The organism is Nissabacter archeti, assembly GCF_018257325.1.
Taxonomy (GTDB): domain Bacteria; phylum Pseudomonadota; class Gammaproteobacteria; order Enterobacterales; family Enterobacteriaceae; genus Chimaeribacter; species Chimaeribacter arupi.
The window spans coordinates 1-21,556 of record NZ_JAERKB010000021.1 but is presented as its reverse complement, the minus strand read 5'-3'; the positions used below and the strand labels follow the sequence as shown (position 1 = coordinate 21,556).

22 protein-coding genes are annotated in these 21,556 nt (G+C 61.0%); 7 read left to right on the top strand and 15 right to left on the bottom strand.

The window, feature by feature from the left end; genetic code table 11:
* Window positions 1-159: 159 nt before the first annotated feature.
* Together glsB and JK232_RS21580 are read left to right on the top strand one after the other, a co-directional pair.
* Window positions 160-1,086, top strand: coding sequence for a glutaminase B (glsB, locus tag JK232_RS21585; RefSeq protein WP_072927342.1), 927 nt, complete (start codon window positions 160-162; stop codon window positions 1,084-1,086).
* 35 nt (window positions 1,087-1,121) lie between these two features.
* On the top strand, window positions 1,122-1,856 hold the full coding sequence (locus JK232_RS21580; protein ID WP_072927344.1) for a YggN family protein: 735 nt from the start codon (window positions 1,122-1,124) through the stop codon (window positions 1,854-1,856).
* A gap of 60 nt (window positions 1,857-1,916) precedes the next feature.
* Here the strand turns inward: JK232_RS21580 and hemW are convergent, their stop codons facing one another.
* From hemW to JK232_RS21550, 6 genes are all read right to left on the bottom strand, one after another.
* The gene (hemW, locus tag JK232_RS21575; protein ID WP_072927346.1) at window positions 1,917-3,059 is read right to left on the bottom strand and encodes a radical SAM family heme chaperone HemW; all 1,143 of its coding nucleotides are present in this window, start codon (window positions 3,057-3,059) and stop codon (window positions 1,917-1,919) included.
* Window positions 3,052-3,645: an RdgB/HAM1 family non-canonical purine NTP pyrophosphatase gene (gene rdgB / locus JK232_RS21570; RefSeq protein WP_072927348.1), complete on the bottom strand. Its 594-nt coding sequence runs from the start codon at window positions 3,643-3,645 to the stop codon at window positions 3,052-3,054. The genes hemW and rdgB overlap by 8 nt, the downstream gene beginning before the upstream one ends.
* Window positions 3,646-3,685: 40 nt before the next feature.
* A complete protein-coding gene (gene yggU, locus JK232_RS21565) occupies window positions 3,686-3,979 on the bottom strand; it encodes a DUF167 family protein YggU (RefSeq protein WP_072927350.1) in 294 nt (97 codons plus the stop codon).
* Window positions 3,976-4,530: a YggT family protein gene (locus JK232_RS21560; RefSeq protein WP_072927351.1), complete on the bottom strand. Its 555-nt coding sequence runs from the start codon at window positions 4,528-4,530 to the stop codon at window positions 3,976-3,978. The genes yggU and JK232_RS21560 overlap by 4 nt, the downstream gene beginning before the upstream one ends.
* Window positions 4,531-4,550: 20 nt before the next feature.
* Window positions 4,551-5,372 carry a pyrroline-5-carboxylate reductase gene (gene proC / locus JK232_RS21555; RefSeq protein WP_072927353.1) on the bottom strand — a complete coding sequence of 274 codons (822 nt, stop codon included), beginning with the start codon at window positions 5,370-5,372 and terminating at the stop codon, window positions 4,551-4,553.
* Window positions 5,373-5,446: 74 nt separating this feature from the next.
* Entirely contained in the window at window positions 5,447-6,157 is a 711-nt protein-coding gene (locus JK232_RS21550) for a YggS family pyridoxal phosphate-dependent enzyme (RefSeq protein WP_072927355.1), read from the bottom strand.
* Between the two features lie 20 nt (window positions 6,158-6,177).
* Here JK232_RS21550 and JK232_RS21545 point away from each other — a divergent pair, with 20 nt between their 5' ends.
* Complete coding sequence (locus JK232_RS21545; RefSeq protein ID WP_212589690.1) at window positions 6,178-7,179, top strand: type IV pilus twitching motility protein PilT; 1,002 nt, start codon at window positions 6,178-6,180, stop codon at window positions 7,177-7,179.
* 148 nt (window positions 7,180-7,327) lie between these two features.
* Here JK232_RS21545 and ruvX read toward each other — a convergent pair whose 3' ends face one another.
* The 8 genes from ruvX to metK form a co-directional block, all read right to left on the bottom strand.
* A complete protein-coding gene (ruvX, locus tag JK232_RS21540) occupies window positions 7,328-7,750 on the bottom strand; it encodes a Holliday junction resolvase RuvX (RefSeq protein ID WP_072927359.1) in 423 nt (140 codons plus the stop codon).
* Window positions 7,750-8,313 (bottom strand): YqgE/AlgH family protein, encoded by a 564-nt coding sequence (locus JK232_RS21535; protein WP_072927360.1) that lies wholly within the window; start codon window positions 8,311-8,313, stop codon window positions 7,750-7,752. Before JK232_RS21535 ends, ruvX begins: the two co-directional genes overlap by 1 nt.
* A 118-nt stretch (window positions 8,314-8,431) precedes the next feature.
* Window positions 8,432-9,382 carry a glutathione synthase gene (gshB, locus tag JK232_RS21530; protein WP_072927362.1) on the bottom strand — a complete coding sequence of 317 codons (951 nt, stop codon included), beginning with the start codon at window positions 9,380-9,382 and terminating at the stop codon, window positions 8,432-8,434.
* A 10-nt stretch (window positions 9,383-9,392) separates the two neighbouring features.
* Window positions 9,393-10,124 carry a 16S rRNA (uracil(1498)-N(3))-methyltransferase gene (gene rsmE / locus JK232_RS21525; RefSeq protein WP_212589689.1) on the bottom strand — a complete coding sequence of 244 codons (732 nt, stop codon included), beginning with the start codon at window positions 10,122-10,124 and terminating at the stop codon, window positions 9,393-9,395.
* 96 nt (window positions 10,125-10,220) lie between these two features.
* Window positions 10,221-10,928 carry a deoxyribonuclease I gene (endA, locus tag JK232_RS21520; protein WP_072927365.1) on the bottom strand — a complete coding sequence of 236 codons (708 nt, stop codon included), beginning with the start codon at window positions 10,926-10,928 and terminating at the stop codon, window positions 10,221-10,223.
* An 86-nt stretch (window positions 10,929-11,014) separates the two neighbouring features.
* Entirely contained in the window at window positions 11,015-11,527 is a 513-nt protein-coding gene (locus JK232_RS21515) for a SprT family zinc-dependent metalloprotease (protein ID WP_072927367.1), read from the bottom strand.
* 84 nt (window positions 11,528-11,611) lie between these two features.
* On the bottom strand, window positions 11,612-13,015 hold the full coding sequence (locus JK232_RS21510) for a sugar porter family MFS transporter (protein ID WP_072927369.1): 1,404 nt from the start codon (window positions 13,013-13,015) through the stop codon (window positions 11,612-11,614).
* Window positions 13,016-13,490: 475 nt separating this feature from the next.
* The gene (gene metK / locus JK232_RS21505; protein WP_072927371.1) at window positions 13,491-14,645 is read right to left on the bottom strand and encodes a methionine adenosyltransferase; all 1,155 of its coding nucleotides are present in this window, start codon (window positions 14,643-14,645) and stop codon (window positions 13,491-13,493) included.
* A 407-nt stretch (window positions 14,646-15,052) separates the two neighbouring features.
* Here metK and JK232_RS23140 point away from each other — a divergent pair, with 407 nt between their 5' ends.
* The 3 genes from JK232_RS23140 (at window position 15,053) to speB (ending at window position 18,501) form a co-directional block, all read left to right on the top strand.
* Window positions 15,053-15,220, top strand: a complete 168-nt coding sequence (locus JK232_RS23140) for a hypothetical protein (protein WP_476739106.1) — start codon at window positions 15,053-15,055, stop codon at window positions 15,218-15,220.
* Between the two features lie 268 nt (window positions 15,221-15,488).
* A complete protein-coding gene (speA, locus tag JK232_RS21500; protein WP_101858361.1) occupies window positions 15,489-17,471 on the top strand; it encodes a biosynthetic arginine decarboxylase in 1,983 nt (660 codons plus the stop codon).
* A 103-nt stretch (window positions 17,472-17,574) separates the two neighbouring features.
* Window positions 17,575-18,501 (top strand): agmatinase, encoded by a 927-nt coding sequence (speB, locus tag JK232_RS21495; protein WP_072927373.1) that lies wholly within the window; start codon window positions 17,575-17,577, stop codon window positions 18,499-18,501.
* Between the two features lie 63 nt (window positions 18,502-18,564).
* Here the strand turns inward: speB and loiP are convergent, their stop codons facing one another.
* Window positions 18,565-19,317 (bottom strand): metalloprotease LoiP, encoded by a 753-nt coding sequence (gene loiP, locus JK232_RS21490; RefSeq protein WP_212589688.1) that lies wholly within the window; start codon window positions 19,315-19,317, stop codon window positions 18,565-18,567.
* Window positions 19,318-19,556: 239 nt separating this feature from the next.
* On the opposite strand from loiP, the gene tkt reads away from it, so the two are divergent.
* Window positions 19,557-21,551: a transketolase gene (tkt, locus tag JK232_RS21485; RefSeq protein WP_212589687.1), complete on the top strand. Its 1,995-nt coding sequence runs from the start codon at window positions 19,557-19,559 to the stop codon at window positions 21,549-21,551.
* Window positions 21,552-21,556: the final 5 nt, after the last annotated feature.

Sequence of the window (21,556 nt, the reverse complement as noted above, 5' to 3'; positions counted from 1 at the left end):
ACAGAAAAAAATAAGAAAGATTCAGCAACGCATTCGCCGGGCGAAGACAGGTACAATACCCGGCATTAACGTAACGGCCCGCGGCATGAACGTACCGGCCGTGTGGGGTAAAAGAGAGAAGTATGGCGAGGGAGACGTAACGTGCGCGGAGCACCCAAGGTGATGACAGAACTGGACAACGCCCTGCTGGAGGAGATTGTGCGCCAGGTCAGGCCGCTGATTGGGCAGGGCAAGGTCGCGGATTATATTCCGGCGCTGGCGGAAGTGCCGGCTGACCGGATGGGCATCGCGATCTGTACCGTTGACGGGCGGGAGTATTATGCCGGGGACGCCACGGAGCGCTTCTCCATCCAGTCGATCTCCAAAGTCCTGAGCCTGACGCTGGCGCTGACGCGTTATCAGGAGCATGAGATCTGGCAGCGCGTCGGCAAGGAGCCGTCGGGCCAGCCATTTAACTCGCTGGTGCAGCTGGAGCTGGAGCAGGGCAAGCCGCGCAACCCGTTCATCAACCCCGGCGCGCTGGTGGTGTGCGACATGTTGCAGACCCGCCTCAGCGCCCCGCGCCAGCGGATGCTGGAAGTGGTGCGGCAACTCGCCGGGCAGGGTGACCTGGTCTACGACACCCGCGTGGCGCGCTCGGAGTTCGAGCACAGTGACCGCAATGCGGCCATTGCCTATCTGATGAAATCCTTCGGCAACTTCGAGAATGAGGTACTTTCGGTACTTCAGACCTATTTTAATTATTGTGCCCTGCGCATGAGTTGCCGTGAACTGGCCCGCACCTTCGTCTACCTGGCGAACCAGGGGCGGCCGCTGGCGTCAGAGACGGCGCTGCTGTCACCGCGCCAGGCACGGCAGATCAACGCGTTGATGGTGACGTGCGGCATGTACAACGGGGCAGGGGAATTTGCCTACCGCGTGGGCATGCCGGGCAAATCCGGCGTCGGCGGCGGCATCATCGCCGTGGTGCCGGACGAGATGTGTATCGCCGTATGGTCGCCGGAACTCGATCCGGCAGGGAACTCTTTGGCCGGCACCGCTGCCTTAGAACAGCTGGCGCAGCGGATTGGGCGCTCAATTTTTTAATCTGCCGCCTTGGGGGCGACAGGAGAGGGAGAACGATGAAACTGAAAACCGCATTAAAAAACGGCCTGTGTGCCGCCGCGTTGCTGACTGCCGTGCAGGCGCAGGCGGCGTACCAATGTAACGTCAAACCGCAGGATGACATCGTCATCACCCCGCAAACGGTGCAGGTGGTGGGGGCCAGCGGCAACTTCACCATTTCGCCGACCGGTGATATCAACAACAACGGCAAGCTGATGGACCTGGACACGCTGCAACGCCAGAAAGCGGTGGATTATCAGGGCGCGTTGCGCCGTGACCTGCCGTGGATCGACACCGGTGCGCAGCAGCATCTGGAGAAGGCGCGCGTGGCGCTGGACAAGGTGATCGTGGAGCAGCTCGGCAGCGACAGCAACGTGCGCACCCGCCTGAGCACCCTGAACGACCAGCTCAAGCAGCAGATGAACCGCATCCTTGAGCACCGCAACGGCGGCCTGGTGTTCCACCATCAGGCGATTTCGCAGGTCGAAGAGGACGGCAAACGCATCGTGCAGCAGAGCATGGGCGGCGTCCTGCAGGACAGCCTGAACGAAATGGGCGTCAAACAGGCGGCCGGTGCCTCGGACAGCAACCCGTTGCAGGCGGTGATGGGCAACCTGGGCGGCCTGCAACAGGCGATCCAGGCGGAGTGGAGCAATCAGGAGCAGGACTTCAGCCAGTTCGGCCACGAAGTCTGTAACCGCGTCACGGCACTGGAAAACCAGCGCGCCGGGCTGCTCAGCAGCCTGAAATAGCGTGAACGCGAGGCAATAAAAAACGGGCGCTGAAGAGCGCCCGTTTTTGTTTCGTGCGGCTTACGCCTCGTCCGGCAGGAACAGCTCCAGCAGCGAGTTCAAAAACAGCTTGCCGTGCGGCGTAATTTGCCAGGCATCGGCGGTTTCAGTGATGTAACCCTGCGCCAGCGCCTCATCCAGCGGGGCGCGCACCACGCTCTCCGGCAGGCCGGTAAAGGCCCTGAACTCGGCGCGCGGGGCCGGCTCCAGCAGGCGGAAGCGGTTCATAAAGAACTCAAACGGCATGTCAGCCGCGGCCACCACATGGCGTTTATCCAGATAACGCCCCTGCATATACCCGCGCGGGTGGCGTGTTTTGCTGGTGCGGGTCACGCTGCCGTCCGGCAGGGTAATCTTGCCGTGTGCGCCGCAGCCGATGCCGAGGTAGTCACCAAAGCGCCAGTAGTTAAGGTTGTGCCGGCACTGGTAGCCCGGCTTGGCGTAGGCCGACGTCTCATACTGTTGGTAGCCCGCCGCGGTAAGCAGTTCATCCCCTTTTTCGAAGATGTCCCACAGCGCGTCATCATCCGGCAACACCGGCGGCTTTGAGGCAAACAGCGTATTGGGTTCGATGGTGAGCTGGTACCACGACAGGTGCGGCGGGTTGAGGGCGATTGCCTGGCGCAAATCGTCCAGCGCCTCTTCCAGCGTCTGGTCCGGCAGGCCGTGCATCAGGTCGAGGTTGAAACTGCGCAGGCCCAGGCCTTCCGCCAGCCGGGCGGCGCGCCTGGCTTCGTCCGGCCCGTGGATGCGGCCGAGGCGCGTCAGTTTCTCCGGGCTGAAACTCTGCACGCCAATCGAAATACGGTTCACCCCGGCGCGCTGATAGCCGCTGAAGCGGTCAGCCTCGACGGTGCCGGGGTTGGCTTCCATGGTGATTTCCGCATCAGCGGCCAGCGGCAGGCGGGCGCGCACGCCGTCCAGCAGCGTCTGCATCGCTTCAGCGCTCAGCAGGCTCGGCGTGCCGCCGCCGATGAAAATCGTACTGAGGGTGCGTCCTGCAACGTCAGGCACGTCCATGTCCAGATCCGCCAGCAGGTGCGCGACGTAGTCGTCATGCGGCACCTCGCCCTTCAGGGCGTGGGAGTTGAAATCGCAGTAGGGGCATTTCTGCACGCACCACGGGATATGGATATAGAGGCTGAGCGGCGGCAGGTTATGCATGTTTCATGGCATCCAGCAGTTGTGACAGCGCGCGGCCACGGTGGGAAATGGCGCGCTTCTCTTCACGCGTCAGGGTGGCGGCGGTTTTGCCCGCTTCCGGCGCGAAGAAAATAGGATCGTAGCCGAAACCGTGGGTGCCTTCGGCGGCGAAGGTGATTTCACCCGGCCAGCTGCCGTGGCAGACCAGCGGCGTCGGGTCATCGGCGTGGCGCAAATAGACCAGCACACAATGGAACTGGGCGTGGCGCTGCCCGGCAGGCACGTCACGCAGCGCCACCAGCAGCTTCTCCAGATTCTGCTGGTCGCTGGCGTCTTCACCGGCATAACGGGCGGAGTAGATGCCCGGCGCGCCGCCGAGGGCGTCCACGGCCAGCCCGGAGTCATCGGCAATCGCCGGCAGGCCGGTGATGCGCGACGCATGGCGCGCCTTGAGGATCGCGTTTTCAATAAAGGTCAGGCCGGTTTCTTCCGCTGACTCAACACCCAGATCGGTCTGGGCGACCACATCCAGGCCAAACTCGGCCAGCAGATGGGCCAGCTCGCGCACTTTGCCGGCGTTACCGGTGGCGAGAACAACTTTTTGCATGGGGTATCCTGCGTTAAATAGGGATGCCGCCGGGACGGCATCAGGAGACAAGCAGCGCGGCCACCTCAGCCGGGATCTGCTGCGGTGCAATAATGCGGACCTGTTTGTGGCGGCCAAGCTCACCCTTTTCGATGAGAACCTGGCCTTTGGCCACCCGGAACTGTTTGGCGAGAAATTTCACCAGATGGGCATTGGCCTGCCCATCCACCGGTGGGGCGGTGATGGCGACTTTCAGTTCATCGCCATGCAACCCGACAAGCTGGTCGCGACTCGATTTTGGCTGAATATATAGCCTGAGTACCAGCCCGTCCAGTTGCGCGGTCACTGCACTCACAGCAGGAACCAGAGCTGCCCAAACAGATCCATGCCCAAGTAGTTGAGCATATAGAGGATCAGCACCACCACCATCGCGGAAAAATCGATGCCGCCCATTGCCGGGATAACGCGGCGGATCGGTGCCATCAGCGGCTCGGTCAGCTGCATCAGGACGTAGTCCATCGGGCCGCTGCCGCGGCTGACCCAGCTCATGATCGAGCGGATAATGATCATCCAGAACACCAGATAGCCGGCCGATTTAAGCACTGAGATCAGGCCAAACAGCAGATTGTAAGGGCTGAGCGAGATGCCGCCGCCCTGGATCAACAGCAGCAGCGGGTACTTGATGGTCATCAGCAGGAACGCCAGCAGCAGCGAGGCGCTGTCCACCGGGCCGAGGGACGGCACCACGCGGCGCAGCGGCCCGACCACCGGCTGGGTGATCTTCACCACAAACTGGGAAAACGGGTTATAGAAATCGGTGCGCGCCCACTGCATCCAGATGCGCAGCAGCAGCACCATCACGTAGAGGTCGACCAGGGTTTTGACCAGAAAAGTCAGCGTCAGCATAAATTACCTTGTTCCTGTGATTAAAACTGTTGTTCCATGTCCTGAGCGCGGGCGATGGCGGCTTGCATGGCGCGGGCGACGATCTCCGGCAATTTCTGCTCATTCATGACGTTAAGAGCTTCTGCGGTGGTGCCGCCTTTGGAGGTAACCCGCTCACGCAGGGTGCCCAGCGACACCTCCGGGCTGGCCTCCACCAGGGCCGCCGCACCGCTGGCCGCTTGCTGCACCAGCAGGCGCGCCTTGTCCGCCGGGAAGCCCTGGCGTTCCATCTCCTGCTGCATCGCTTCCATAAACAGGAAGAAATAGGCCGGGGCGCTGCCGGCAGCGGCGATCACCTGATTGATGCCGTGCTCATCGTCCACCCAGCAGATCTTGCCCACGGACTCCATCAGCGCCGCGGTGAAATCCCGATCCTGTTGGCTGACATACGCCGGGGCATAGAGGCCGCTCATCCCTTTGCCGACCAGCGACGGCGTATTCGGCATAATGCGCACGATGTTGAGCTGCTCACCCAGCAGCGCGCAGAAACGTTCCACCGTGACGCCTGCGGCAATCGACAGCACCAGCTTGCCGCTGAAGTCCACCTGACTGCGCAGCGCGCCGCACACCTCGGCCATCAATTGCGGTTTCACTGCCAGCACCACCACGTCTGCGCTGGCCGCACAGGCGGCGTTGTCGCTGCTGCTGTGCACGCCATAGCGTTCCGCCAGGGCATCGCGGTGGGAGGCCGACGGGGCACAGACGCTGATCAGGCCGGCCGGGTAGCCGCCTTCCACCAGTCCGGCGACGATGGCGCCCGCCATGTTACCGGCACCAATAAAGGCAATGTTGCGATGTTGCATGGGACTCCTTGTTGGGGTTATGCCGCTTAGTCAGTTTCGCGCCGGGCATCATCCCGGCGCCGTCAGGGGTAAGATCACTGGGGCGCGCCGTAGTCCCGCGCGCCGAAAATCGCGGTGCCGATGCGCACCATCGTGCTGCCCGCCGCAATCGCGGCAGGCATATCGTCTGTCATGCCCATCGACAGCGTGTCCGCCTGCGGGTGGCGCGCCTGCAACGCCGCCAGCGCCTCCGCCATTTCACGGAACACCGCCAGCTGGCGCGCGTAGTCGCTTTCCGGTGCCGGGATCGCCATCAGCCCGCGCAACCGCAGGTGCGGCAGCGCAGCGACGGCGTCTGCCAGCGCCGGTAACGCCGCCAGGGGAATGCCCGCTTTGCTGGCTTCGTCACTGATGTTGACCTGAATCAGCACATTGAGCGGCGGCAGCGAGGCGGGGCGCTGCTCGTTGAGCCGGGTGGCAATCTTCAGCCGGTCGACGGTGTGGCACCAGGCGAAATGCTCCGCCACCAGACGGCTTTTATTGGATTGCAGCGGCCCGATGAAGTGCCACACCAGCTCCGCCGCCAGCGGGTGGGCGGCAAAGGCGCGGATCTTGTCCACGCCTTCCTGCACGTAGTTTTCCCCGAACGCGCGCTGGCCGGCGGCCATCGCTTCTTCGAGCGCGCTCGCAGGTTTGGTTTTACTCACGGCAAGCAGCGTAATTTCTTTGGCATCCCGCCCGCATTCTGCGGCAGCGGCGGCGATACGGCGGCGAACATCCTGTAGATTGTGCTCAATCGTACTCATAGTGGCTCAGGCGTCGTGACATGGATATCAATGAATGGGTGGCCCTTAGTGTAAAGCATAATGCCTCCGATCTGCACCTCTGTACCGGACATCCGCCCATCTGGCGGCAGGAGGGCAGCCTGCGGCGTGAGGAGGCAGGCCCGCCGCTGAGTGCCGCGCAACTGGCGCAGTGGTGTGACGCGTGGCTGGACGCCGGGCAGCGGCAGGCGCTGGCGGCCCACGGCCAGCTCGACACTGCATTCACCCTGCCGGGCGGGCCGCGCTTTCGCGCGCATTTGTTCCACCAAAGCCGGGGGCTTTCTGCCGCGCTGCGGCCGTTGCCGGTGGCCTGCCCGACGCCTGCCGCGCTCGGCGTGCCGCCGGTGCTGCTGGAGTGGGTCACGGCAGAAGATGGGCTGATCCTGGTGACCGGGGCCACCGGCAGCGGCAAATCCACCACGCTGGCGGCGCTGGTCGGCCACCTTAACCACCACCATGCGCGGCACATCATCACGCTGGAAGACCCGATCGAATTCCTGCACGTAAGCGAGCGCTGCCTGATCCAGCAGCGGGAGGTCGGGCAGCACTGCGCGAGCTTTGCCCAGGGGCTGCGTGGGGCATTGCGGGAAGACCCGGACGTGATCCTGCTTGGTGAACTGCGGGATGCTGAGTCGATCCGGCTGGCGCTGACGGCGGCGGAAACCGGCCATCTGGTACTGGCAACGCTGCATACCCGCAGCGCGGCGCAGGCGGTAGACCGGCTGGTGGATGTGTTTCCGGCTGAAGAGAAAGCCTTTGCCCGCGCCCAACTGGCGGGCAGCCTGCGGGCGGTGGTGGCACAGACGCTGTGTGCCACCGCGGGCGGCGGGCGCTCGGCGCTGTGTGAGGTGCTGGCCTTGACCCCGGCAGTGAGCAACCTGATCCGCGAAGGCAAAACCCACCAGTTACCCGGCCTGTTACAGACCGGCGCGCAGGCCGGGATGCAGACGTTCGCCCAGCACCGCAAACAGCGCGAAGCCGATGGGGTGATATTCATTGAATAACGTCACGGGCGGGTCAGGGGCTAAAGAGACGCGGGAAAAGGCAGCAGGAAAAGGTACCGGGAAAGAGGCGGCGGAAAGGCGCGGTGGGAACGCGCCGCCACCCGGCGGTCAGTGCGGCGGCAGGCACACGGCGCGCTGACCGCGGATCTCAGCCGTAGTGGTTTTCGAACCAGCTTTCGAGGATCACCACCGCGGAGGCCGAATCGACGCTGCCTTTGTCCAGCGCGCGGAAACCGCCGCTGCTGAACAGGTGGGCGCGGGCTTCCACCGTGCTTAAGCGCTCATCATGCAGCTCGACCTGCACGCCAAAGCGGCCATGCAGGCGGTTGGCGAACTTGCGCGCCCTGGCAGTCAGCGGTTGCTCGGTGCCGTCCATGTTCAGTGGCAACCCCACAATCACCAGATCGGGCTGCCACTCTTTCAGCAGCTTCTCAATTTTCTGCCAGTCGGGGGTGCCGTCCTGCGCTTTGAAGGCGGGCAGGGCGCGGGCGGTGCCGGTAATCTCCTGGCCGATGGCCGCGCCGATGCTTTTGGTGCCGAAGTCAAAGGCGATTAAGGTGCGCTGGCTCATCAGGCGTGGCCCGCCTGGGTGGCGATGCTGGCGATGTCGATGCCGAGACGGCGGCCGGCCTCACGCCAGCGGTCCGCGACCGGCACATGGAACAGGATGTCGACGCTGGCTTCCGACGTCAGCCAGGCGTTGTCCAGCAGCTCTTTCTCCAGTTGCCCTTGTTCCCAGCTGGCATACCCCAGCGCCACCAGCACCTCTTCCGGCTGTTCAGCGGTGCCCAGGGTTTCCAGGACATCTTTGGAGGTGGTTATCATGGTCTGGTCAGAAATCAGGATGCTGGAGCCGAAGCTGTCACGCGGCGTATGCAGGATGAACCCGCGATCCTCCGCCAGCGGGCCGCCGGAAAACACCGGACGGTCGAGGCGGATGGCAGGGTCACGTGCCACCGGGGCGATATTGAGTTTTTCCAGCACACCTTCAACGGTGAACTGCTCAATCGGTTTGTTAATGACCAGGCCCATCGCGCCTTCTTCATTGTGTTCACAAATATACACAACGGCACGTTTGAATTGCGGATCGTCCAAAGAGGGCATGGCAATAAGAAAGTGATGCTGTAAATTCATTATAGTTTGGAGGTTTCGCGGGGTTAAAGGGTACACGATCTGTAGTATGCGGTGTCCGGCGGAGCAAGTCACTGGCCGCATTCTGAAAAGGCGGCCAGTTTCCGGGCTTTCTGGCGGGTTAGCGGGCGGCCAGGCGCTTCTCAATGGCATCCATCAACATACCGGTGATGGAGATTGGGAAGGCGGCTTCGATTTCACGGGCGCAGGTCGGGCTGGTGACGTTAATTTCTGTCAGGCGATCGCCGATGATATCCAGGCCGACAAAGATCAGGCCCTTCTGTTTCAGGATCGGTGCCACGGTGCGGGCGATCTGCCAGTCAGACTCGCTCAGCGGGCGGGCTTCGCCACGGCCACCGGCCGCCAGGTTGCCGCGCGTCTCACCTTGCGCCGGGATACGTGCCAGGCAGTAAGGCACCGGCTCGCCGTCCACCACCAGCACGCGCTTGTCGCCTTCTTTGATGGCTGGCAGGTAGTTCTGCGCCATGCAGTAGCGGCTGCCGTGCTCGGTCAGGGTTTCGATGATCACTGAAATGTTCGGGTCATCCTGCTTCACGCGGAAAATCGAGGCGCCGCCCATGCCGTCCAGCGGCTTGAGGATCACATCCCCGTGCTCCTGGTGGAAGTTGCGCAGGTGTGCCTTGTCGCGGCTCACCAGCGTGTCCGGCGTCAGTTCCGGGAACCAGGCGGTGAACAGCTTCTCGTTACAGTCACGCAGGCTCTGCGGCTTGTTGACGATAAGCGTGCCCTTGTCTTCCGCGCGCTCAAGGATGTAGGTGGCGTAGATGAACTCGGTATCGAACGGCGGGTCTTTACGCATCAGCACGGCATCCAGCTGGTGCAGCGGGATGTCCTGCTCGCCACCGAACTGGTACCACTGCTCATAGTTCTGTTCCACGCTCAGCAGGCGGGTGCGCGCCCGCGCTTCACCGCCGCGCAGGTAGAGGTCGTTCATTTCCATGTAATGGATTTCCCAACCGCGACGCTGCGCTTCCAGCAGCATGGCGAAGCTGGTGTCTTTTTTGATGTTGATGGAGGAAATCGGGTCCATCACGATGCCGAGCTTGATCATTCTTTCTCCTTTAACCCAGGTCGCCAAAGCGCACCTGGAGTGCAGTTATCGCGGTGAGTGCGGTAGTTTCGGTACGTAAAACGCGTGGCCCCAGCAGGATGTCGGTAAAGCCTACCGTGGCGGTCATGGCGATTTCGTCTGGCGATAATCCCCCTTCCGGGCCAATCAGCAAGCGGACTTTTTTCACCGGCAGCGGCAGGGTGTTAATGCTCTGGCTGGCGCGCGGGTGCAGGTTCAGTTTCAGGCTGTCATCCTGCTCGCGGCACCACGCCTCAAGGGTCATCGCCTCACGGATCAGCGGAATACGGTTTCGGCCACACTGTTCACAGGCGGCCACGGCAATTTTTTGCCACTGCTGAATCTTTTTCGCCAGCCGCTCGCCGTCCAGTTTAACCCCGCAGCGCTCGGAAAACAGGGGGGTAATTGTGCTGACGCCCAGTTCAATCGACTTCTGGATGGTGAACTCCATCTTCTCCCCGCGTGAAATCACCTGGCCGAGATGCAGGTCAAGCGGTGACTCCACGTCTTCCTCCACGCCCGCGCCCAGGCGTACCTGTACGCTTTTCTTCTCCACCTGGGTTATCTCGGCAGGAAAGACCTGGTTGCTGCCGTCAAAAAGGTGCAGCTGCTGGCCTGCGGTCATGCGCAGCACGCGGCCGACATGGTTGGCGGCCTCATCGCTCAGCGTGAGGGTGCTGCCGGAGTGCAGCGGTTCCGGATGATAAATGCGGGGAATACGCATAACGGGGTTTTACGTCCTGTGTGGCATAAAGGGGCCGCGGTGCGGCGCAACGGGCGCGCAGCGGCCTGGCCCTGCGCGCGGAATGCCTAGTGTAGGTTAGCCTTTTCGCTGCTGGCAAGCCTGCTGCACATAGGGGTTGTGGTTGCCCTGTACCGCGGCGATGCGGTTGTCCCGCGTGCACTCCCAGCCGGTGACCGGGTAGAGGCGGTTCCAGGCCTCAAACAGCTGGGTCTGCTGGCTGGAGAGGCGCAGCTGGTAGCGGTCACGCATGTAGAAGTAGGTGCGGGCGATGGCACCACGGGCGCGGGCCGGTGGCTCGGCGCTCTTGTCTTTGAAGTCCACTTTCATTTCGCAGCGGCCGTACTGGCCTTCACCGCCGCGCCACTGGTTATACATGAAGTTTCCGCGGTCGCCGTTCACTTCGCCGACGGACGGTTGCAGGTTGTGCAGGTCAGTTTCAATCTGGCGGTAGACCGGGTCTTTCACGCAGTTTTTGCGCCCGCCGTCCTGCCAGCACTGGCGCTGGTGGCCGAACTGCCAGGCCGGCACCACGTGCTCCCATTCAATGCGGTTGGCGCGCAGGGCGCTTTTACGCACCTGATAGCCGCAGGAGGCGAGGTCAGGGATGCCCTTTTTGCCCTGCCAGGTGATTTTGCAGCCGCAATAGAAATCGCCGGGTGCGTCCTGGTGGATTTTAGCCGCCGCCGTTTTGGCCTGGCTGAAATTGTTGATCTCTTTGCTGACGCCGGTCTGCGGCAACAGGGCGCCGGTAAGAAGCAGGGTAACGATAATTTTGCGGGACATATTCCAAAACTGCCTGAAGGGAAAAGTGCGAGAGTAACGGATGTGTAACACGGTGGCAAATCAGCAACGCCGTTTTTACTGCGCGGTCACGCGGGCGTATCCCCGGCCGGGTGCAGGGTGCGGCCGCAGCGGCGGCAACGGTACTCCGCCTCATTGCGCAGCACGCGGTTATGGCGGCGCAACGTCAGCTCATGGTGCTGGCAACCACACTGGTAGAGGAAGGTTTTGCTCTGGACGGAGGTGACTTCAAACTGGTGGGTGCGCCGCGCCGGGACGCCAAGCACGCTCTCCATCATCCACTGCCACTGTTTGCCGTGCGGCGGCACGCGGCCAAACACACGGTGCACCAGCAGGTGCGCCAGCTCATGCGGGATCACCTCATCGATGAAGCGCTGCTCATTTTCCAGCAGCAACACCGGGTTGAGGCGGATCTCCCAGCGGTCAAGCCAGGCAGTGCCTGCCGACGTGCCGCGCTGCTGGTAGAGCAATACCGGCTCCGGGTGGTCGGTGCCGAGTTGCTGGTTGGCCTGCTGCAATTTTTCACGCAGGCAGCGCATGACGGCCTGTTGCAGGGCGATCGGGATGCGTACGGGTTTCATAACCGGCAGAATAGTCAACCCGGCCGCTTCGGGCAATAAAAAAGGGCACCCCGAGGGGTGCCCTGTCAGCAGAGGCGGTGAAAATCAGTCTTGTGCACCGATATCGCGCAGCGCTTTGCCTTTCATCAGGTTGCGTTCAATGTGCTCCAGCGAGACGTTTTTGGTCTCCGGGATCAGCGCGATGGTGATGAAGATGAACACCACGTTCAGCGCGCCGTACACCCAGAAGGTGTTGGCATTGCCGAGGGTGTCCAGCATCGTCAGGAAGGTCGCGCCGACGATCATGTTGGCAATCCAGTTGGTGGCGGTAGAGACGGTGATACCGAAATCACGCCCTTTCAGCGGCTGGATCTCTGAGCAGAGTACCCAGATCAGCGGGCCGGCGCTCATGGCAAAGCCCACGATGAAGATCAGCAGCATCGCGATAGCGAAGTATTTCGCGGCCATGGTCTCCACGCCGAGGTGCAGCATGGTGCCCAGTACGCCCATACCGATCGCCATCACCAGGAAGCCCAGCTTCAGGGTCGGCTTACGGCCCCAGCGGTCAACCAGGCCGATGGCGATGAAGGTCGCCAGTACGTTGACCAGCCCGACAATCACCGTGCCCCACATCTGCTGGGTGGTGCTGGCGAAACCGGCCAGGCCGAAGATTTTCGGCGCGTAGTACATGATGACGTTCATCCCGGTGAACTGCTGCATCACCTGCAACAGGATGCCGAGGTACACGGTGCGGCGGAAGTTTGGGTTGCTTTTGAACAGTGCCCAGCCGGACTGCTTGATCTTCAGGCTTTCACGGATCTCATCCAGCTCACGTTTCGCCTGCTCGCTGGTGTCACGCAGCTTCTCCAGCACGCGGCGCGCTTTTTCATTGCTGCCGCGGGCGGCCAGCCAGCGCGGGCTGTCCGGCAGGAAGAAGACGCCGATCAGCAGCAGCAGGGCAGGGATGGTGATCACGCCCAGCATCCAGCGCCAGGCACCGGTGTAGCTGAAGCCGGTATCAGACAGGTAGGCACCCAGGATACCGATGGTAATCATCAGCTGGTACATGGAGATCATGCTGCCGCGGATGCGCTCCGGCGCAATCTCTGACAGGTAGATCGGGGCGGTATAAGAGGCGATACCGACGGCCAGGCCCAACAGCACGCGCGCGATGATCAGCACGTCCACGTTCGGGGCCAGGGCAGACGCCAGAGAGCCAACCACAAACAGCACTGCGCCGATCATCAGACTATATTTACGGCCAATGCGGAAGTTAAGCCAGCCACTGCCGACGGCGCCGACAGCGGCACCGAACATCATGGAACTGACCACCCACTCTTGTTGATGGTTGGTTATCTGAAACTCATCGCTGATAAACGGCAGCGCCCCGGCGATAACACCGATGTCCAGGCCAAACAGCAGCCCAGCCAGTGCGGCAAGAAAACAAACAAAGAAAGTGATTTTGGCGCTGGAGCCATTCCTTTCTTTGCTTAACGTAATGTTACTCATTGGGCCTCCAAGATGGCATGTATTAATTAGGTCGCTATGTTATTTGCCCAGTCTCACGGATAAAGTGCGCCAGATCACACTTATGTAATCGGTTACACCTATTATAACCAGGTATATTGCTGATTAATCGAGCCTTCGCCCCCAAAATAACAGGGCGAAAAGCGCGCCGCAGATTATTCGTTGAAGCGCGATGAAAGAGCAATCAGATTTTGACGAAAGCTTACAAATGGAAACTATAATATCCTGTTTTATAAGCGACTTTTGCGTGTAATCGGTTTCAGTTATCAGAGAAATACGCAAAGGGCCGGTAAATCCTGAAAATGTCCTTTTTTTATTAATGGGTAAATAAGCGGGTTAAAAAGGCGGGAAGCAAAAGCCTTTGTTTTCATATAGGCCATAAACGAGAGGGCTGCCGGGGAATAAATAATAAAAAACCCCGGCAGTGGCCTGCCGGGGTCGTCATTCACATGGAAACTTACTTCAGGCCGGCAGCATCACGCAGTTGCGCGGCTTTGTCGGTTTTTTCCCACGGGAAGTGCTCGCGGCCAAAGTGGCCGTAAGCGGCGGTTTCTTTGTAGATCGGGTGCAGCAGATCCAGCATCTGAATCAGGCCGTACGGGCGCAGGTCGAAGAATTCGCGCACCAGCAGGGTCAGTTGCTCAGTCGGCACTTTCTCTGTCCCGAATGTTTCCACCATGATGGAGGTCGGTTCTGCCACGCCGATGGCGTAGGAAACCTGGATCTCACAACGGTCAGCCAGCCCGGCCGCCACGATGTTTTTCGCCACGTAACGTGCTGCATAGGCCGCAGAGCGGTCAACTTTGGACGGATCTTTACCGGAGAACGCACCGCCGCCGTGACGGGCCATGCCGCCGTAGGTATCGACGATGATTTTACGGCCGGTCAGGCCGCAGTCGCCCATCGGGCCGCCGATCACGAAACGGCCGGTCGGGTTGATGAAGAATTTGGTGGCGGAAGTCAGCCACTCAGCAGGCAGAACCGGCTTGATGATCTCTTCCATCACCGCTTCCTGCAGCTCTTTCTGGCCAATCTCTTCAGCGTGCTGGGTGGAGAGCACCACGGCATCGATGCCGACGATTTTGCCGCCGTCATACTGGAAGGTCACCTGGCTTTTTGCATCCGGGCGCAGCCACGGCAGGATGCCGCTTTTGCGCACTTCAGCCTGGCGCTGCACCAGACGGTGGGCGTAGGTGATCGGCGCCGGCATCAGCACGTCGGTCTCATTGGTGGCGTAACCAAACATCAGGCCCTGGTCGCCGGCACCCTGTTCCAGCGGGTCAGAACGGTCAACACCCTGGTTGATGTCCGGGGATTGTTTGCCGATGGCACTCAATACGGCGCAGGAGTTGGCATCAAAGCCCATGTCGGAGTGAACGTAACCAATTTCACGCACGGTGTTACGGGTGATCTCTTCGATATCCACCCAGGCGCTGGTGGTGATTTCGCCACCCACCATCACCATGCCGGTTTTGACATAGGTTTCACACGCCACACGTGCTTTTGGGTCCTGCTCCAGGATAGCGTCAAGAACCGCGTCAGAAATCTGATCGGCAATCTTGTCCGGATGTCCTTCTGAAACAGATTCGGACGTAAAGAGGTGTTTAGCCATTATCTTCTTCACCTTGAGAAACGGGTTAAGTAATTACTGTGCGGCACAGGGTATGCCGGATAAGAGGTGAGCGCAGCTCCCCCGGGTCTGAAATGCATCCCGCACTGCCCGCAGACGAGCCGATCAACAGTTCATTGGTTAACCACGATAGACGGATTAACATCTGGACGGCTATTTTAGGTCAGCTTTTGGCCGGATTGCCAGTGCTTTTTTTGCAAGGTTGTTACGGCAAAGCGCGCGCTGCTGCACAAGGCGTCGCCTGAAAGCCGCCGGCACACATTTTCATTTTGCATTTTCAGGCTGATACCGGTATAACCAGCGCGCATCGGACACCCGTCCGGCGCAATAAATTATTTCTTAGAGGCTTGGCTGCCAACCCGGCAGCGTGCGTGGAGGTGGTGAGATTAATGACCCGCTGTTTACCGGTTGTTACATTTATGCAGCTGCGGCATCGCGTGATGTCACTCGCCACGGCAACCTGCCTCTCCTCTTTGTCTTCAACATCTGAACGGTGTTATCCCCCTCTGGGTGCAACCCAGGATTCCCGGGCCGGTAAGCCTGGATCACTCCCCTGAACCTTTTGTCTGCGCTGTTATCCACGCAGGCCGAAGACGTCGTTTCTGACGCTTCAACTTCCGTCTGACCGGCACGACGCCGGAATAATTGACCTCGAACGTCGAGGTTTGAAGCAGGTGTTTTACACTTAAAGGGGTGTTAACGCCCTTACACCGCCTTCCCGGCAGCGTTTTATCCTGCGGGGAAGGGCATGGTGTGGGTTGTTCTCATCGATTATTACTGTGATAGTGGCTGGCCATGTTGTCAGTACAGAATAAGAGGCAAATGATGTCTGATGATATGTTGCTCCACCGTCCGTCCTTGTCGGGCGAACCCATTTCTTTGCGCTCCATGCAGGAGGTTGCCGTGAATGACCAGAATGCCAGCAAAATGCTGCGCACCTATAATGTCGCCTATTGGGGCAACAACTATTATGACGTCAACGAACGGGGCCACATCAGTGTCTGCCCGGACCCGGACGTGCCGGAGGCGCGCGTTGACCTGGCCGAGCTGGTTAACGAGCTGCGCGAGCAAGATGGCCAGCGCCTGCCTGCACTGTTCTGTTTTCCGCAGATCCTGCAACACCGTCTGCGCTCAATCAACGCGGCGTTCAAACGCGCGCGTGACTCTTTTGGTTATGAGGGCGGTTACTTCCTGGTCTACCCGATCAAGGTAAACCAGCACCGCCGCGTGATTGAATCGCTGATCAATTCCGGCGAACCGCTGGGGCTGGAAGCCGGTTCCAAGGCAGAGCTGATGGCGGTGCTGGCACACGCCGGCATGACCCGTTCGGTGATTGTGTGTAACGGCTACAAAGACCGTGAATATATCCGTCTGGCGCTGATTGGCGAGAAGCTGGGCCACAAGGTCTATCTGGTCATCGAGAAGATGTCTGAGATCAACATGGTGCTGGAAGAAGCCGAGCGCCTGAACGTGGTGCCGCGCCTGGGCGTGCGCGCCCGCCTGGCCTCCCAGGGCTCCGGCAAGTGGCAGTCCAGCGGCGGCGAAAAATCCAAATTCGGCCTGGCAGCCATTCAGGTGCTGAAGCTGGTGGAGACCCTGCGCGAGGCCGGCCGCCTCGACAGCCTGCAACTGCTGCACTTCCACCTCGGCTCGCAGCTGGCAAACATCCGCGACATCGCCACCGGGGTGCGCGAGTCGGCGCGCTTCTATGTGGAGCTGCACAAACTCGGCGTCAACATCCAGTGCTTCGACGTCGGCGGCGGGCTGGGCGTGGACTATGAAGGCACACGCTCGCAGTCTGACTGCTCGGTCAACTATGGCCTGAATGAGTACGCCAACAACGTCATCTGGGGCATCGGCGAAGCCTGTAATGAACATAACCTGCCGCACCCGACGGTGATCACCGAATCCGGCCGTGCCGTGACCGCGCACCATACGGTGCTGGTGTCCAACGTCATCGGCGTGGAGCGCAACGAGTTTGTGGATGACCCGATGCCGCCGGCAGAGGACGCGCCGCGCGCCCTCGAGAGCCTGTGGAACACCTGGCAGGAGATGCATGACCCTGCTAACCGCCGCTCGCTGCGTGAATGGCTGCACGACAGCCAGATGGACCTGCATGACGTCCACACCCAGTATGCGCACGGGATGCTTGACCTGACCAACCGCGCCTGGGCTGAACAGCTCTACCTGAACATCTGCAACCTGATCCAGCAGCAGCTTGACCCGAGCAACCGTGCGCACCGCCCGATTATCGATGAGTTGCAGGAGCGCATGGCGGACAAATTCTACGTCAACTTCTCGCTGTTCCAGTCAATGCCGGACGCGTGGGGGATTGACCAGCTGTTCCCGGTGCTGCCGCTGGAAGGGCTGAACCAGCCGCCGGAGCGCCGCGCCGTGCTGCTCGACATCACCTGTGACTCCGACGGCACCATTGACCACTACGTGGACGGTGACGGCGTGGCCGCCACCATGCCGATGCCGCCTTACGACCCGGAAAACCCGCCGGTGCTGGGCTTCTTTATGGTCGGCGCGTACCAGGAGATCCTGGGCAACATGCACAACCTGTTCGGGGATACCGCGGCAGTGGATGTGTTTGTGTTCCCGGACGGCAATGTTGAAGTGCAGCATTCCGATGACGGCGACACCGTGGCCGACATGCTGGAATATGTGCAGCTTGACCCGAAAGTGCTGCTGGCCCGTTTCTGTGATCAGGTCAAAGAGACCGATCTGGATGACGCCCTGCAAAGCGAATTCCTGGAAGAGTTTGAGGCCGGGCTGTACGGCTACACCTACCTGGAAGACGAGTAACCTGATAACAGTCCCCTCTCTGCCGCGCGCCTGCGGGCGGGGAGGGGATTTTTTTACACCTGGACTCCGGCCGTGCCGGGGTAGTTAATAAAGAGGATGAACGATGAGCACTTTGGGACATCAACCCGATAACTCTCTGGTTTCCAATGCATTTGGTTTTCTGCGTTTCCCGGTAAACTTCCAGCCGTATGACAGCGACGCAGAATGGGTCATTACCGGCGTGCCGTTCGACATGGCGACCTCCGGCCGTTCCGGTTCCCGCCTTGGCCCGGCGGCCATCCGTCAGGTGTCAGTAAACCTGGCGTGGGAAGGCAAACGCTGGCCGTGGAGTTTTGACCTGCGCGAGCGCCTGAACGTGGTGGACTGCGGTGACCTGGTGTTTAACTTCGGCGACGCCCAGGACTTCACCGACAAGCTGCAGGCCCATGCGGAGAAACTGCTGGCGTCCGGCAAACGTATGCTGACCTTCGGCGGTGACCACTTCATCACCCTGCCGCTGCTGCGCGCCCACGCCAAACAGTTCGGCAAAATGGCGCTGCTGCATTTCGATGCGCACACCGACACCTACTCCAACGGCAGCAAATTCGACCACGGCACCATGTTCTTCCATGCGCCGAACGAAGGGCTGATTGATGCCGACCGTTCAGTACAGATCGGCATCCGTACCGAGTTCGACAAAGATCTGGGCTTCACCGTGCTCGACGCGGCGCAGGTCAACGACCGCACCGTCGACGACATCCTGGCACAGGTGAAACAGATCGTCGGCGATATGCCGGTGTACCTGAGCTTTGACATCGACTGCCTGGACCCGGCGCACGCACCGGGCACCGGTACGCCGGTGATCGGCGGCCTGACTTCCGATCGCGCGCTGAAACTGGTGCGCGGCCTGAAAGATCTCGACATCAACATCGTCGGCATGGACATCGTGGAAGTCGCCCCGGCGTACGACCAGTCCGAGATCACGGCGCTGGCTGCCGCGACGCTGGCGCTGGAGATGCTCCACGTGCAGGCGGACAAAAAGGGCGAATAACCGCTTTATGTTGCCCAAAGAAAAAGCAGCCGGGTGGCTGCTTTTTTTACGTCTGTGCCGCGGTTATTTGCCGGCGGCGATGCGCTCGCGAATATGTTTGGCGCGCGCTTCAGAGGAGGGGTGGTCGCTGAGCCAGTCAAGGCCGCCGCCCTGTTCCAGTTTGGCCAGCTTCTCAAAGCTGGTGGCCAGCCCGGTCGGGTCAATGCCGCGTTTTTTCAGCAGGTCAAAGGAGTAGTCATCCGCCTGGGATTCCTGCTTCTGCGAGAACTGCGCGTTCACGAACTTCTCACCGAGGTCCGCCAGCTGGGACTGGGAGAGCGCGCCGGTGACGCCACCGAGCGCGGAGGCTGCCGTGCGCGCGGCGGTGGTGCCGTACGCGACCTGCATCGCTTTACGGGTGTGGCCCAGCGCCACGTGGCCCATTTCGTGGCCGAGCACGCCTTCCACTTCGTTGTCGTTCATCAGATCCATCAGCCCGCTGTAAACGCGGATGCAGCCGTTGGCCATCGCCCAGGCGTTGACATCTTTGGTGACATACACCTTATAGTTCGCCGGCTGGCCGTTGATGTTGTCACCCAGCGCAGCGGCGATTTTCGCCAGCCGCTGGCTGTATTCGCTGTCCGCCGGGGCGATCTGTGCTTTTTTGTCCATCTCTTCGCAGGATTGCACGCTGAGGGTTTTGACCTGCTCATCACTCAGGGTGGCTGCCTGGTAGGCTTGCGTGCCGGATTGCAGCAAAGACTGGGAATTCATGTTCTGGCAACCGCTCAGCAGGGCGGCCATGCTGAACGCTAAAAGCGCGGGGCGCATTTTCATAACGTTATTTTCCTGTGACATAACAAGGGAACCGGGGCGAAGCATAACGCAACCGTAAAGAAAACGTTAAGGTAAGTAATGGGGCGAAGCCGGCATAGACCATTTTTCCGAAAAAGTGCACCAGAATTGCTGACAATCTGTGATCCCTTTCACAAATGGTTTTAACGATTGCCGTTTTAATGCCGAGTCTGACAAAATGCCTGACCTGATCGCTTTTTTAATCCGACCTGGAGTTGAACATGTCCTCTCGTAAAGAGCTTGCCAATGCTATCCGTGCGCTGAGCATGGATGGGGTGCAGAAAGCCAAATCCGGCCATCCCGGCGCACCGATGGGTATGGCTGATATCGCCGAAGTGTTGTGGCGCGACTACCTGAACCACAACCCGACCAACCCGAACTGGGCTGACCGCGACCGCTTTGTGCTCTCCAACGGCCACGGCTCGATGCTGATTTACAGCCTGCTGCACCTCTCCGGTTACGACCTGCCGATTAATGAGCTGGCAAACTTCCGCCAGCTGCACTCCAAAACGCCGGGTCACCCGGAGTACGGCTACACCGCCGGGGTGGAGACCACCACCGGCCCGCTGGGCCAGGGCATTGCCAACGCCGTGGGCATGGCGATTGCCGAGCGCACGCTGGCGGCACAGTTCAACCGTCCGGGCCATGACATCGTTGACCACCAGACTTATGTGTTCCTGGGCGACGGCTGCATGATGGAGGGTATCTCCCACGAAGTCTGCTCGCTGGCCGGCACCATGAAGCTCGGCAAGCTGGTGGCCTTCTATGATGACAACGGTATCTCGATTGACGGCCACGTTGAGGGCTGGTTCACCGACGACACCGCGGCCCGCTTTGAAGCCTACGGCTGGCACGTGGTGCGCGGCGTGGACGGCCATGACGCGGACGCCATCAAGGCAGCGATTGAAGAAGCGCGCAGCGTCACTGACAAGCCGTCGCTGCTGATGTGCAAAACCGTGATTGCGTTCGGCTCGCCGAACAAAGCCGGCACCCATGACGCGCACGGCGCACCGCTGGGTGATGACGAAGTGGCCGCCACCCGCAAGGCGCTGGGCTGGACCCACGCCCCGTTTGACATCCCGCAGGACATCTACGCCCAGTGGGACGCCAAAGAAGCGGGCCAGGCCAAAGAGCAGGCGTGGAACGAGAAGTTCGCCGCCTACGAAAAAGCCTTCCCGGAACTGGCGGCCGAGTTCACCCGCCGCGTCAACGGCGAGCTGCCGGCCAACTGGGCCGAGGAGTCTAAGAAGTTCATCGCCCAGCTGCAGGCCAACCCGGCCAAGATTGCCAGCCGCAAGGCATCCCAGAATGCGCTGGAAGCGTTCGGCAAACTGCTGCCGGAGTTCCTGGGCGGCTCAGCTGACCTGGCCCCGAGCAACCTGACCATGTGGTCCGGCTCGAAGTCCATCGGCGATGACGCGGCCGGTAACTACATCCACTACGGCGTGCGCGAGTTCGGCATGACCGCCATCACCAACGGTATCGCGCTGCACGGCGGCTTCCTGCCGTACTCGGCGACCTTCCTGATGTTCGTGGAGTATGCCCGTAACGCGGTGCGCATGGCGTCGCTGATGAAAATCCGCAACGTGTTCGTCTACACCCATGACTCGATTGGCCTGGGCGAAGACGGCCCGACCCACCAGCCGGTGGAGCAGCTGGCGAGCCTGCGCGTGACCCCGAACATGAGCACCTGGCGCCCGTGTGACCAGGTGGAGTCGGCGGTGGCCTGGCAGTACGCCATTGAGCGCAACGACGGCCCGGCGGCGCTGATTTTCTCCCGCCAGAACCTGGCGCAGCAGGAGCGCACCGACGCCCAGCTGGCGAACATCGCCCGCGGCGGTTACGTGCTGAAAGACTGCGACGGCACGCCGGAGCTGATTCTGATTGCCACCGGCTCGGAAGTCGAGCTGGCGGTGGGCGCTTACGAGCAGCTCTCCGGTGAAGGCCGTAAAGTCCGCGTGGTCTCCATGCCGTCCACCGACGCGTTCGACAAGCAGGACGCAGCCTACCGCGAATCCGTGCTGCCGAAAGCGGTCAGTGCCCGCGTGGCGATTGAGGCGGGTATCAGCGACTACTGGTACAAGTATGTCGGCCTGAACGGCGACGTGGTGGGCATGACCACCTTCGGCGAATCCGCCCCGGCGGAGAAGCTGTTCGAGCTGTTCGGCTTCACCGTGGAGAACGTGGTGAGCAAGGCGAAAGCGCTGCTGGGCTAAGCCCG

Bases quoted from the DNA above. Each gene is read 5' to 3' on its own strand.
- JK232_RS21515 (WP_072927367.1), bottom strand. From the start codon at position 11,527: ATGAAACCCGTACGCATCCCGATCGCCCTGCAACAGGCCGTCATGCGC.
- JK232_RS21550 (WP_072927355.1), bottom strand. From the start codon at position 6,157: ATGAGTACGATTGAGCACAATCTACAGGATGTTCGCCGCCGTATCGCC.
- gshB (WP_072927362.1), bottom strand. From the start codon at position 9,382: ATGATCAAGCTCGGCATCGTGATGGACCCGATTTCCTCCATCAACATC.
- metK (WP_072927371.1), bottom strand. From the start codon at position 14,645: ATGGCTAAACACCTCTTTACGTCCGAATCTGTTTCAGAAGGACATCCG.
- speA (WP_101858361.1), top strand. From the start codon at position 15,489: ATGTCTGATGATATGTTGCTCCACCGTCCGTCCTTGTCGGGCGAACCC.
- JK232_RS21580 (WP_072927344.1), top strand. From the start codon at position 1,122: ATGAAACTGAAAACCGCATTAAAAAACGGCCTGTGTGCCGCCGCGTTG.
- JK232_RS21545 (WP_212589690.1), top strand. From the start codon at position 6,178: ATGGATATCAATGAATGGGTGGCCCTTAGTGTAAAGCATAATGCCTCC.
- JK232_RS23140 (WP_476739106.1), top strand. From the start codon at position 15,053: ATGACCCGCTGTTTACCGGTTGTTACATTTATGCAGCTGCGGCATCGC.
- JK232_RS21560 (WP_072927351.1), bottom strand. From the start codon at position 4,530: ATGCTGACGCTGACTTTTCTGGTCAAAACCCTGGTCGACCTCTACGTG.
- proC (WP_072927353.1), bottom strand. From the start codon at position 5,372: ATGCAACATCGCAACATTGCCTTTATTGGTGCCGGTAACATGGCGGGC.
- rdgB (WP_072927348.1), bottom strand. From the start codon at position 3,645: ATGCAAAAAGTTGTTCTCGCCACCGGTAACGCCGGCAAAGTGCGCGAG.
- speB (WP_072927373.1), top strand. From the start codon at position 17,575: ATGAGCACTTTGGGACATCAACCCGATAACTCTCTGGTTTCCAATGCA.
- tkt (WP_212589687.1), top strand. From the start codon at position 19,557: ATGTCCTCTCGTAAAGAGCTTGCCAATGCTATCCGTGCGCTGAGCATG.
- JK232_RS21535 (WP_072927360.1), bottom strand. From the start codon at position 8,313: ATGAATTTACAGCATCACTTTCTTATTGCCATGCCCTCTTTGGACGAT.
- hemW (WP_072927346.1), bottom strand. From the start codon at position 3,059: ATGCATAACCTGCCGCCGCTCAGCCTCTATATCCATATCCCGTGGTGC.
- ruvX (WP_072927359.1), bottom strand. From the start codon at position 7,750: ATGAGCCAGCGCACCTTAATCGCCTTTGACTTCGGCACCAAAAGCATC.
- rsmE (WP_212589689.1), bottom strand. From the start codon at position 10,124: ATGCGTATTCCCCGCATTTATCATCCGGAACCGCTGCACTCCGGCAGC.
- loiP (WP_212589688.1), bottom strand. From the start codon at position 19,317: ATGAAAATGCGCCCCGCGCTTTTAGCGTTCAGCATGGCCGCCCTGCTG.
- endA (WP_072927365.1), bottom strand. From the start codon at position 10,928: ATGTCCCGCAAAATTATCGTTACCCTGCTTCTTACCGGCGCCCTGTTG.
- JK232_RS21510 (WP_072927369.1), bottom strand. From the start codon at position 13,015: ATGAGTAACATTACGTTAAGCAAAGAAAGGAATGGCTCCAGCGCCAAA.